At 58.1% G+C, this 12,139-nt stretch carries 9 protein-coding genes; 5 read left to right on the forward strand and 4 right to left on the reverse strand.

Going from position 1 to position 12,139, the window contains the following annotated elements; genetic code table 11:
• Window positions 1–67: 67 nt before the first annotated feature.
• The 3 genes from AAHA39_RS01785 to AAHA39_RS01795 are packed head-to-tail and all read left to right on the forward strand — an operon-like array spanning window position 68 to window position 3,768.
• Window positions 68–2,119: a M13 family metallopeptidase gene (locus tag AAHA39_RS01785; protein ID WP_320656075.1), complete on the forward strand. Its 2,052-nt coding sequence runs from the start codon at window positions 68–70 to the stop codon at window positions 2,117–2,119.
• Complete coding sequence (locus AAHA39_RS01790) at window positions 2,116–2,946, forward strand: hypothetical protein (protein WP_320656074.1); 831 nt, start codon at window positions 2,116–2,118, stop codon at window positions 2,944–2,946. Before AAHA39_RS01785 ends, AAHA39_RS01790 begins: the two co-directional genes overlap by 4 nt.
• Before the next feature lie 33 nt (window positions 2,947–2,979).
• Window positions 2,980–3,768, forward strand: coding sequence for a CPBP family intramembrane glutamic endopeptidase (locus AAHA39_RS01795; RefSeq protein ID WP_320656073.1), 789 nt, complete (start codon window positions 2,980–2,982; stop codon window positions 3,766–3,768).
• A 205-nt stretch (window positions 3,769–3,973) separates the two neighbouring features.
• Here the strand turns inward: AAHA39_RS01795 and AAHA39_RS01800 are convergent, their stop codons facing one another.
• Both AAHA39_RS01800 and AAHA39_RS01805 read right to left on the reverse strand, forming a co-directional pair.
• Window positions 3,974–5,182: a tyrosine-type recombinase/integrase gene (locus tag AAHA39_RS01800; RefSeq protein ID WP_320656072.1), complete on the reverse strand. Its 1,209-nt coding sequence runs from the start codon at window positions 5,180–5,182 to the stop codon at window positions 3,974–3,976.
• Window positions 5,183–5,455: 273 nt separating this feature from the next.
• The gene (locus tag AAHA39_RS01805) at window positions 5,456–6,232 is read right to left on the reverse strand and encodes a COG4705 family protein (RefSeq protein ID WP_268017532.1); all 777 of its coding nucleotides are present in this window, start codon (window positions 6,230–6,232) and stop codon (window positions 5,456–5,458) included.
• A 330-nt stretch (window positions 6,233–6,562) separates the two neighbouring features.
• On the opposite strand from AAHA39_RS01805, the gene AAHA39_RS01810 reads away from it, so the two are divergent.
• Both AAHA39_RS01810 and AAHA39_RS01815 read left to right on the forward strand, forming a co-directional pair.
• Window positions 6,563–8,179, forward strand: coding sequence for an MCR-3-related phosphoethanolamine--lipid A transferase (locus AAHA39_RS01810; RefSeq protein ID WP_320656071.1), 1,617 nt, complete (start codon window positions 6,563–6,565; stop codon window positions 8,177–8,179).
• A gap of 136 nt (window positions 8,180–8,315) precedes the next feature.
• Window positions 8,316–8,696, forward strand: coding sequence for a diacylglycerol kinase (locus tag AAHA39_RS01815; RefSeq protein WP_041207472.1), 381 nt, complete (start codon window positions 8,316–8,318; stop codon window positions 8,694–8,696).
• 77 nt (window positions 8,697–8,773) lie between these two features.
• Here the strand turns inward: AAHA39_RS01815 and AAHA39_RS01820 are convergent, their stop codons facing one another.
• The gene (locus tag AAHA39_RS01820; protein ID WP_041207473.1) at window positions 8,774–9,478 is read right to left on the reverse strand and encodes an AcvB/VirJ family lysyl-phosphatidylglycerol hydrolase; all 705 of its coding nucleotides are present in this window, start codon (window positions 9,476–9,478) and stop codon (window positions 8,774–8,776) included.
• Between the two features lie 11 nt (window positions 9,479–9,489).
• Complete coding sequence (gene mprF, locus AAHA39_RS01825) at window positions 9,490–12,042, reverse strand: bifunctional lysylphosphatidylglycerol flippase/synthetase MprF (protein WP_320656070.1); 2,553 nt, start codon at window positions 12,040–12,042, stop codon at window positions 9,490–9,492.
• Window positions 12,043–12,139: the final 97 nt, after the last annotated feature.

Raw genomic sequence — 12,139 nt, forward strand, 5'->3', positions numbered from 1 at the left:
GAAAATCTCTTCTACACTAAATTATGCCCATGATTTTTTCCACCCTGTTTTCCGGTTAACTATTTCTATGACAATTCGCCTGCTTGCCGCAGCTCTTGTTGCGGGATTTACCATCACAACGCCGACCTACGCCGGTACTTATCCGGATGACGCTCCCGCATTGGGCTATTCGCCGGCCAACATGGATACCAGCGTCAATCCGCGCCAGGATTTCTATCGCTACGCCGCCGGCAACTGGCTCAAGAAGACCGAGATTGCAGCCAGCGATTCGGACGTCGGCGGTTTTGTGTTGCTGGGACACAATCTGGACAAGCAGTTGCTTACGCTGATCATGGAGGCTTCCAAGGTAAGCGACGCACCCAAGGGCAGCCCCCGTCAGCAAGTGGGTGACTACTACAGGGCGGCCATGGACAACGCACGCCGTGATGCCATCGGCCTCAAGCCGCTGGAGGCCGACATGAAGCGCATCGCTGCGGCAGGTGGCACGCCGGCCGACTATGGCCGTCTCGCCGGCCGGCTACAGACTGCGGTGGGCGGCTCGCCGCTGATCATGGTCGGGGCCATGCCAGATGCCAAGGACAGCAGCACCGGCGTCATGGTGCTGGCGCCGGGCGCACAACTGCTCGAACAGGACGAGTACGCCCAACCCGAGCACCAGAAACTGCGCAACCTGTATCGCATGTACATCGTAGCCATGCTGCACGGCATCGGCGAGCCCATCGACGCCGCCAAAACTCAGGCGGCCAAGATTGTGACTATGGAAAAGCAAGCGGCGGCCGGGATGATGACGCCGCTGCAGCAGCGCGATCCGGCCAACACGTACAACATCATGACGCTGGATCAGGCGCAGGCGCTGGTGCCGGCGCTCGACCTGCGGGTCTATTTGGCCGAATTAGGCGTCGCCGTACCCGCGCGAGTACAAGTGGTGGATATCAACGCCATGAAGGCGCTGCAAAAAATGCTGACCGAGCGTTCGGTCGATGAGGTGAAACTGCTGATGCGCTGGTTCTTGCTGGCCGGCCGCGCCTCGGAGTTGGGACAACCGTGGCGTTTGCAGGAAGAAGCGTTCACGATGGAGCGCAGGGGCCTGAAAAACCCGCCCGAGCAGAAGCGCGTCGTCACCCAGCAAATTGGCGCGCAGCTGTATCACCCGTTGTCGCAGCTGTATGTGCAGACCTTCTTTCCCGATTCCACCCGGCGCGACATCACCGAGATGGTCGGGCATATCAAGGACGAGTTCGCCATCCGCCTGCGCAACAACCCCTGGCTGGACGAGGCGACCCGCGGCGCGGCGCTGGAGAAACTGGGCAAGATCGACATCCAGGTTGGCTACCCACAAGGGTGGGTCGATTTCAGCGGGATCGACATTCGTCCGGACGACCATTTCGGCAATGTGCAGCGCGCCAGCCGTTTCGCGTTTCAGCGCGAAATGGCGCAGGTCGACAAGCCTGTGCTCAACAACCGTTTTGCCGTGGCGACCAAAACCACGCCGATTGCGGTTAACTCCGCCTACAACTTCACCACCAACACCATCGACATCACGGCGGCCATTCTGCAGCCGCCGTTTTACAAGCCGGGTGCCGATCCAACTGCCAACTACTGCGCTATCGGCGGCGTGATTGGCCATGAGATCACCCATGGTTTCGACAGCCTGGGGCGTCAGTACGACCCGCAGGGCAACCTGCGCGACTGGTGGACGCCGCCGGCGAACGCCGAGTTCAAGCGGCGCACCGACGTGCTGGTCGATCAGTACAGCCACTACGAAATTCTGCCCGGCCTGATGCACAACGGCGCCATGACCGTGACGGAAAACACCGCCGATCTGGGTGGCATCACGCTTGCCCATGCTGCCTTGAAGCGCTACTTGGCAAAGAACCCGATGCCGGATGTCGATGGGCTGACCGCCGACCAGCGCTGCTTCGTGGCCTGGACGCAGATGTGGGCCTACAAGGCACGTTCGGAACGGCTGCGCTACCTAGTGTCGGTCGATGTCCATGCCATCGCGTCAGTGCGGGCCGTCGCGCCACTGCTGCATCTCGACGCCTTCCACCAGGCTTTTGACACGCGGCCGGGCGACCCGATGTGGCGGGCCCCTAAAGATCGCGTGGTGATCTGGTGAGCGGCACCATCCTCAATCGGGCACGCCAATGGGGCGTCACGATGTTCGCCGCCTGCTTGATGGGCGCGGCGGGCTTTGCAGGAGCCGCCAGCCCGGAAAGCCATGCGCCGGAGATTCTGCGTGTCAAGGCGGAACCGGCGACTGTCCAGGTTCAGGGCGACACGCTGTACTACACCGGCAATTTCTCGACAGCGAGTTCCGCGGCCTTCGACGCCGCTGTGGCTGGCATCGCCCGTGGTCAGGTGACCCGCCTGGTCATCAGTTCCGGTGGCGGCGATACGGTAGCTGGACGCCATGTCGGGCGCTGGGTCAGGGACATGGGGCTGGTAGTCGAGGTGGATTTCATCTGTTTTTCGTCCTGTGCCAACTACATTTTTCCGGCCGGGCGTGCCCGGGTGATCCGTGCCGATGCCTTCGTCGGCTGGCACGGCAACGAGCGGACGTTCCATGTGCAGGCCGCACGCAAGGGCATCAGCCTGGAAGACCAATTGGCTCAATATGTCCCCAAAGACGCATCGCCTGAAGAACAGACTGCCTTCTTTCGGGATTTTAAAGCAACGACGAGGGTGACACTGAAGGACGAGGCGGACTTCTACTCGAAACTCGGTCTCAACGACGCCTTTGCCGTGTGCGCAGTCGGTGACATTCTGGAGAAACGCCCTGGCTACGCTGGCCAGATCGGCTGGGGATTTTCTCTCGCCGACATGGCGCACCTTGGCCTGACCAACATTGTTTATCTGGGGGACGGTGCCTATGAAGACTCTGCCCGTTTCCGGAAGTACCTTGTGCGAATCAGCGCCGACGAATGCTCTGCAATGCTGAAATGACGCAAAGCTCATCAAATCGAAGAGAATATCCCAATGGCAAGTTTCATCAGTAGCCCAATCCGAAACGAAGAGCGGTTTTCCCGGCTGGAAGAACCCGCGACAGATTTCCCGTTTTATAACGGAGTGCCAGCTTCCATTTACGGAAGGCAATGGTTGTTTGTCATGGTCATGGTCGTTGCCGGCTTCCTGGTGTTGGCCTCACCTATTGACTGGCCAGATGGCGCGTTCTGGAAATGCCTGCCGGCGATATTGATGCCCGGCTTGCCACTGCTCACAATGGCTTACGTTGCGCCCGGTCACTGGAAGGCCATCTTCGGCAAGGTCGGCGGCCGCGAGGTCAAACTGATGTTCGGGTTTGCGCTGCTCAACATCGTCGTCAGCATGACCGTCGGCGCCATCGTCTTCGCGCTGTTCGGCACCAGTCCGAACTCCGCGACGGCCGAGTTGGCCGGCCTCGACACGGCAGGGCGCATCGCCTATTTTGCCAAGACCATCCCGCAACTGCTTGGTGAGGAAGTCATCACGCTTCTACCGTTTCTGGCTCTGTTGCAGTGGTTTTCGAAAGGCTTAGGCATGGGAAGAAAGGGCGCAATCATCTGCACATGGGTGATTACGTCCGTTGTCTTTGGCCTAATTCACCTGCCCACCTACGACTGGAACTGGATCCAGTGCATTGTCGTCATCGGCTCCGCACGCATGATTCTTACGTTGCCATGGATTCTGACCAAAAACATTTGGGTATCCACCGGGGCGCATATCGTTAACGACTGGCTGCTTCTCGTGGTGACTTTGCTGGGGGCCAGTCTTGTCGGCAAAATCTGAACAGTTATATTATTCGCCGCGTGAATGACGTAAGCGACTTCAGAAACGACGCTGTTTTAGTTGATCACTACAGGATGGGGTATAACGTCAAGCTTATGGTGCCGTAGTTCGTTAAGTCATATATAGAGAATAACAAGAACGATAATGCGGATGCCGAAGCTATTAAAGAACATAGAAGGAAGCGGCCCACTGGGCCGCTTCCTTCTTAATCTGCAGGTGAGGTTCTGGATACAAATTGAGCCCACGTATCCATCATTGGACGCCGCAGCTCCAGTAGGTCAGTGCGATGGTATGCAGCCTCCACTTTGTTTTGCACTGTGTGGGCTAACGCTCGTTCAGCGAGATCCCGTGCATATCCTTGCTCGCTGCACCAGTCTCGAAAGCTGGAACGAAAGCCATGAGCAGTGGCCAGACGACCAGGAGTAGAACTTGGCGCTTTTACCCGTCTCAAAAATGTCGTTAGTACCATATCTGAGAGTGGGACTTGATCGCGTGGCGAAGGGAATACCAATTCATCATGCAATCCCTGCAATCCCACCAAGATCTCGACGGCTCGAAGAGATAACGGGACGCGATGCATTTGTTTGGCCTTCATTCGTTCTGCTGGCAAGGTCCAAATCTTTGCTTCCAGATCTACCTCTGACCATGCCATCGCTCGAACCTCACCTGAGCGGCAAGCAGTCAGGATCAAGAACTCCAACATTAAACGAGTTACATCGTAACGTTGTGTTGTCCTCAGATGCTGCTGAACAAAGGCGGGAATGTCACGCCAGGGCATAGCTGGCTGATGCTCTGTACGCACGGCTTTACTGGGTTGTAGCGGGAGTAAGTGATTGACCACATCAACCGGGTTTGCTTGGCAGTGACCGTGCGCCCAGCCCCAAGCCATGACCGCATGCAGCCGTTGTTTCACACGGCTGGCAGTTTCAGGGATCTCCAACCAGATCGGCATTAAGACCTCGGCTATCTGTGCAGGAGTGATGGCAGAGATTGATTTCTGGCCAATCATAGGGAATGCATATTGCTCGAGCGTCGAGATCCACTGTTTGCCGTGTTTGGGGTTTTTCCATCCTGGTAGCAGTTTGGAGTGAACTTCTCGAGCAGCTGCTTCGAAAGTTGGGATAGAGGGTTTGCTCTCTTCTGCACGTTTGAGTTCGAGTGGGTCAAGGCCATTGGCGAGTTGCTCTCGCATCTTTTGGCCTTGCTTGGTTGCATCCGCGATAGATATCTCGGGGTAAGAGCCAAGCCCTGCATTTCGGCGTTTTCCGGTCACTGGGCTGACATAGCGAAGCACCCAGTTGCCACGACCTTTTGTTGTTGACGGATGAAGTGCAAGGCCAGTCATGCCACCATGTGCAATCGCTTTGTCATCTGGCTTGAGATTACGTGCTTTAGTATCGGTAATAAGTGCCATTGGGAAGATTCCTTGAGAATGTGGCATGCCATGGACTATGCCATCCATTGTGCCATTTAGTGCTGGATGGAGTCACTTCAAATTGGACGTTGCTGGATGGGCGTTAATGTAACTATATGATTTAAAATGAAGGTTGTGGGGGTTGTTGGATTGTTCTGGATTTGATTCAGGCGGTCTCCCTCACCGCCAAATTGCAAAGCCCTGACGGAAACGTCAGGGCCTTTTGCTTTTCTGCTTTTTCACCGGTAGGCCTCTGGCTATAACTCTGTCGCCTTACTCAGGATCCAGCTCCTGCGGGATCACATCGCGTTTTTTCAGGGTGGAGAGATAGACCAGTAGGGCAATGGCGGCCAATAAGGCTGCCGAGGCTGAGTATCTGCTGAGCTCCAGTCCCCCTTTGCCAAGCGGCTTGTCGAGGAAATCCCCCACCACAGCACCCAGCGGGCGAGTGATGATGAAAGCCGCCCAGAAGAGCAGGGTGCGTGAGACCCGGGTCAGCAGGTAGGTGGCGACAATGGCCAACAAAATACCGCCAAAGAGTACCATGCTGCCGGTATAGCCAAAGCCGCCATCATCGGCCACCCAGTCACCCAGCGCGGTGCCCAGTGTCTGGGAGAACATGATGGTGATCCAGTAGAACATCTCGGTTCTGGATGAACTGATGTCACTGGTCGCTATGCTGCCCTGAAATTTGTACCACACCAGAAAAGAGCCCATCAGCAGCAGGAACAGCAGGGTTGACCCGCCTGCATAACCCATCCCCAGTGAACGGTCGGCAAAGTCTGCCAACGTGGTGCCCACTGTGGTGGTAGCGATAATGGTTGTCCAGTAGAGCGCCGGGTTATAGCGCTTGGCAGAAATCTGGGCGCCGACGGCAATAAAGAAGATCACGGCAAAGATGCCGGTACTGACCAGATAGCCGAGATCCATCGACATGGATACCGCATCCCCTCCGGTTTCTCCCAGGGTCGTTGCCAATATTTTGGTGAACCAGAATGCCAGAGTGATCTCCGGCACCTTGCTGACTGAGTGAGCGACGCTGTTATGCATAATGCACCATCCTGTGGTTTGACGAAGAGCCGTCAGCAATGAGGATGTCGGGGATTTCTTAAGAGAGGCTTAAGGTCACAGAGGGGATGGCAAGAAAAGATCATTTTTGACCAGATGCAAACTTTGCGGGTATCAGCGGGATCTTAATTATTCCTTAAGGTTCAAGTTTTATTGTCCGCCAGCAATTCAATAGTTGATAAAGCTCACATTGTAACAAGGTGTTACTGATTAATTGAGGGGGTTATCAACTGGCGCTGTTAGTATCCCGATGCAGCTTTGGTTCAGGTTGCGTTCAATTTTCCGGCATTTGGTTCAAGAGGTGGTGTTTCGGTGGTAAAAATCAGAGTTGTACCCTTTATCTTCTTGTTGGCACTGATATTTGCCTTCCTGCTTAACTGGCCCGTGTTGCTTCACTTCTACGATATCCTCAGCAATCTGGAGCACTTCAAGATAGGGTTTGCCATCTCGATCCCGGTGCTGCTGGTGGCGGCGCTCAACTTCGTCTTCATGCCCTTCTCCCAGCGCTACCTGCTGAAACCCTTCTTTGCCTTTCTCTTTGTGACCGGCGCCATCGTCAGTTACACCATGCTGAAGTATCGGGTCATGTTCGATCAGGAGATGATCCAGAACATCTTCGAGACCAACCAGAGCGAGGCCTACTCCTATGTCAGCCTGCCCATCGTGGTCTGGGTGGCGTTGGCCGGTGTGTTGCCTGCCGTGCTGCTCTTCTTTGTCAAAATCGAGTACCCGAAAAAATGGTATCTGGGGCTGTTCCAGCGCGCCCTCTCCATGGCTGCATCCCTGGCTGTCGTGGGCATCATAGCGGCGTTTTACTATCAGGATTACGTTTCGGTCGGGCGCAACAACCAGACTCTCAATCGCGAGATAGTGCCGGCCAACTATGTCTACAGCACCACCAAGTATCTCTACAAACGTTACGTCGCCGAGCCCATTCCGTTCACCACCCTGGGTGATGATGCCAAGCGAGTCGCGAAAGAGGATAAACCGACCCTGATGTTCCTGGTGGTGGGGGAGACAGCCCGCGGCAAGAACTTCTCGATGAACGGCTACCAGAAAGAGACCAACCCCTTTACCAGTGAGGCCGGGGGCGTTATCTCCTTCAAGGACGTGCGCTCTTGCGGCACGGCTACGGCAGTGTCGGTGCCCTGCATGTTCTCCAACATGGGGCGCAAGGAGTTTGATGACAACCGGGCCCGCAACAGCGAAGGCCTGCTCGATGTGCTGCAAAGAAGCGGGGTTTCCATCTTCTGGAAGGAGAACGACGGCGGCTGCAAAGGGGTGTGCGATCGGGTGCCCAACATCGAGATCAAGCCAAAAGATCACCCGCAGTTCTGCGACAAGAACACCTGCTATGACGAGGTTGTGCTGCAGAACCTCGACGACGAGGTGGCGCAGATGAAGGGCGACAAGCTGGTCGGTTTCCATCTTATCGGCAGCCACGGCCCGACTTACTACAAGCGCTATCCGGATAACCATCGCCAGTTCGTGCCGGACTGCCCGCGCAGCGACATCGAGAACTGCAGCGATGAAGAGCTGGTCAACACCTATGACAACACCATCCGCTACACCGATTTTGTCATTGCAGAGATGATTACCAAGCTGAAAAAGTATGAAGATAAGTACAACACGGCGTTGATCTACCTCTCTGATCACGGCGAGTCGCTGGGGGCGATGGGGCTCTACCTGCATGGCACGCCCTACAAGTTTGCCCCTGACGACCAGACCCGGGTGCCGATGCAGGTCTGGATGTCGCCGGGCTTTGCCAAAGAGAAGGGGATGGATCTGAACTGCCTGCAGCAAAAAGCGGCAGACAATCGCTACTCCCATGACAACCTCTTCTCCTCTGTGCTCGGGATCTGGGATGTCAGCACGGCGGTGTACGACAAGCAGCTCGATATTTTCAGCCAGTGCCGCACCGTGCAGTAAGGTGAGGGCCGACTCGGGGCGCCACTGCGCCCCTTTTTTATCCCCAAAATTGTTTAGTTTTCATATATGACTTGCTCCATTTGTTTAGATGATATGTACGAAATGGAGCGGGTTGCCATCAAAAGAGGAAGCGAAAATGGCCAAACCTGGCGCTACAGGGATCACCCGGATTATCCATGCCACCCGTTACAGCATGAAGGGACTTTCGTCCGCCTGGCTGCATGAGGCTGCCTTTCGTCAGGAGCTGCTGCTGATCATATTGCTGATGCCGCTGGCTTTTCTGGTGGGGGATGGGCTGACCCAGATCCTGCTGCTGATGATCATCAGCTGGCTGGTGGTGATCGTGGAGATCCTCAACTCCGCCGTCGAGGCGGTGGTGGACAGAATTGGCTCCGAACATCACGAGCTCTCCGGTCGGGCCAAGGACATGGGCTCTGCCGCCGTCTTTATCGCGCTGGCGCTCAACGTGCTGGTGTGGGGGGCGCTGACCGGCCGCAATCTGCTGGGCTGGTGGTGATCAGCCGAAGTTGACGAGATCCCGAATACAAAAAGAGAGGGCGACCCTGTGGTCGCCCTCTCTGTTTTCATCGCCGCTCAGGGTGTGGTGAGGGCCATGTGCTTGGTGATGGCCTGATAGAGCACCGGGTAATCATCCTCAAAGTGGTGGCCGCCCGGCAGGGTGACGGTGGTGACGTTGGGCTGGTTGAGACGGGGGCAGAGGCGGTCGTCGTCATCGTCATCGGCACCTTGCAGGCAGACCATCGGCAGATCCCGGATGGTTTTCACCTGCGGTTCGGTCGGGTAGCTGCGCGCCTTGTGGGTCAGCATGTCGCTGACGTGGATCTCGAAGTCCGAGCTGGTGGAGGGGGAGAGCATCACGGCCCCGACCAGCCCCTGGCGATAGTGCTCCGGCAACCGGTTGATGACGAAGGGGACAATCTCGGCACCAAACGAGAAGCCGACCAGCAGCCAGCGGGGGCGCTGCCAGCGAGTCTGGTAATCATCGAGGATCCGCTCCAGATCGGCGGTCACCTGCTCCGGGGTTTTCTTCTTCCAGTAGTAGGTGAGGGAGCTCCAGCCCACGACCGGCATGCCGTGCAGCTGAAACTGGGCGCTCAACCCCTTGTCGAGGGCCGCCCAGCCACCATCGCCGCTGAGAAAGATCACCATGGGGGCGTCGGATGGCTGCTTGACCGGCAGCTCAATCAGGCTCAGGTCATCCTTGACCGGGGCGGCATGCGCCGCAAAAGATGAAACGGGCAGTACGAGACTGAGTAACAGCAATATCAAGGCTCTCATTGGCCATGCTCCTATTTCTTGATCAGCCCCAACGGGCCGCGGCTAATCAGGGTGATCAGGTGAGTCAGGGTTCTGGGCAGTACCAGCTTGCTGCTGCAGAGCAGGTAGCGGGGTTCCCAGCGGGGCGAAAATTTCTCCTTGTAGCGTCTGAGCCCCTGAAAGTTGTAAAAGCGGCTGCCACGGACGAACAGGGTATTGCCAAGGCGGGCCCAGTAGCTGTTGAGCGGGTGATCGTTGAAGCCGGACATGGGGGCCATCCCCAGATTGAAGCTGGCGTACCCTTGCGCCTTGCCCCACAGCAGCAGTTCGACAAAGAGAAAATCCATGATGGGGGCAGTACCGGTATCCAGGCTGTAGCGCATCAGATCGATGGAGAGCATCTCCTTGTTATCGCTCACCCAGAGGTTGGCAAAGCCGACGATCTGCCCCTCGTGCCAGACCAGCGCAGCCGGGCTCAAGGTCAGGTAGTCAGGCTCGAAGCGGCCGACCGAGAAGCCCTTCTCCTTGCCCATCTTGCTCTGCAGCCAGGTATCGGAGACGGTCTGCAATCTGGGCAGCAGGGGGGCCACGGCGCTTGCCTCGACCACCTCGAAGGTCAACCCTTCCCGTTTGCCCTTGGCGTGGCTCTGACGCAGGTTGCGCAGCCGGCTGCCCGCCAGATCGAAGGTAGCCAGATCGACCATCGCCTCTTCACCAAGCTTGAAGGGGATCAGCCCCAACTCCAGATAGAGCGGCAGATAGCGGGCCGAGACCTGATAGAAAACCGGATTGGCGTCGTGCTCGTCGCACCGCTCGCGAAATTGCCAGAGCAGCTCTTCGATCTGCTCGGGGCGACCGACCGGATCCCCCATCACAATCCAGCTGTTGCCCTCGATGCCATACATCAGGAAGGCGTCGCCGGCGGGGTGGAACAGCAGGGACTTGTCCTGCAACTGGGCCAGATAGCCGTGGATCCCCCCTTCGCGCACCACCAGCTCGTGAGCGCGCGCCAGCGTCTCCTTGTCAGGCTTTTCACCGACTACGCGCAGCGGTGCAAGCAGCTGGGCAACCCCGGCCACGGCCAGCACGGCCACCACGCTCCCCATGGCGCGCAGGCCGCGGGCAGCCCCGCCGTGGGGCGAGAAGTGGAACCAGAGGGCGTGGTCATACTCCACCTGACGGTAGGAGAAGAGCAGCAGCCACAGCGCCCCCAGCAGCACGGCGCCGACCGAGATGAGCCAGCCCGGGGTGTACTGGGGATAGAGCAGCGACCCCTTGCGATAGAAGAGGGAGCGGCAGGGGGTCATGATGAGCAGGAAGCTGCCGAGCAGCAGGGCTGACTCCCAGTCCCCCCCCTTGAGCAGGGAGAAGGCGATGCCCAGTGCCAGCAGCAGCTGGGTGATGCGAAACGCGGCGTCATGACGGCGATAGAGGCTGCGCGCCAGCAGGATCAGGAGGATACCGCTCACGCTGCCGAGCACGTGGGAGAGCTCGAGCAGGTGGAGCGGCAGCACTTGCAACCACACTTCGATGTGGCTGCGCATGGTCGGGATCATGCCCGAGCAGAGCAGCAGACTACCGGCGGCGAATGTGCCGACGCTGATCAGGGCGGGCAGAAACTCCTGAATGGCGCTCATGATCCCCTGCAACCGCTGCCAGCGAGCCTTCTGCTGCAACATCTCCTGACTGGTAAAGAGCAGCAGGGCGCAGAGGAATGGCAGCACGTAATAGATGCAGCGGTAGAGCAGCAGCGAGGCGAGCAGCTTGTCGGCCGGCAGGTAGTGGGCCAGCAGCAGGCTCATGCTCGCTTCGAATACCCCGATCCCGCCCGGCACGTGGGCCAGCACCCCGAGGAAGCTGGCCAGCACGAAGGCACTGAGCAGCACGGGGTAGGGGACGCTATTTGCGGGTAACAGCACAAACAGCACGGCGGCGGCGGCCATCCAGTCCGCCAGCGCGACCAGCAGCTGCAGCAGGCGTACCTTTATCCCGGGCAGGATCAGGCTGTGTTCGCGCCAGGAGAAGCTGGGACGGGGCCAGAGCAGATAGCCCAGCACCAGCAGCAAGGCGCCGGCACCCGCCAGATGGAGCAGGCTGTAGATCCAGCTTGGCCAATCGGGTAGCAGCTGGGCCGCCGTGCTGCCGAACAGCAAGGCACTGCCGCCCCAGCCGAGCAGCCCGAGGAAGAAGGTGATGGAGCAGAAGAGTACCACCCGTGCCACCTCGCCGGTCGCCAGCCCGAGGGCGGAGTAGATCCGGTAGCGCACCGAGGCACCCGTCAGCAGGGCGAAGCCCAGGGTGTTGGAGAAGGTGTAGGCGATAAAGGAGGTAACACCCACCTGCTGCCAGGGGAGCCGTTTGCCCAGCGCGTGCAGCGCCAGCATGTCATAGCCGCAGAGCAGGCCATAACTGAGCAGGGTCAGCAGCAGGGCGCCAGCCAGCGTGGGCAGCGGTTGTGACCAGATGGCGATACGAATATCGTGCCAGTGCCATGAATGGGTCAGATGATAGAGTACGGTCAGGGCGGCGCCCAGCAGCAGCAAGCTGCAGAGCGGGCCTAGCCATTTAATGAGATGACGCCACATTCCATGTTCCTATTGTCAGTTCAAACGATGAGCGTTGATGAGGTTACGGTAATGGGTTGGATGATGCGCGATAGCCTGAATAATGTGCGGCAGTGTC

It is taken from the genome of Aeromonas sp. SE22 (assembly GCF_038739755.1).
Classification (GTDB): domain Bacteria; phylum Pseudomonadota; class Gammaproteobacteria; order Enterobacterales; family Aeromonadaceae; genus Aeromonas; species Aeromonas jandaei.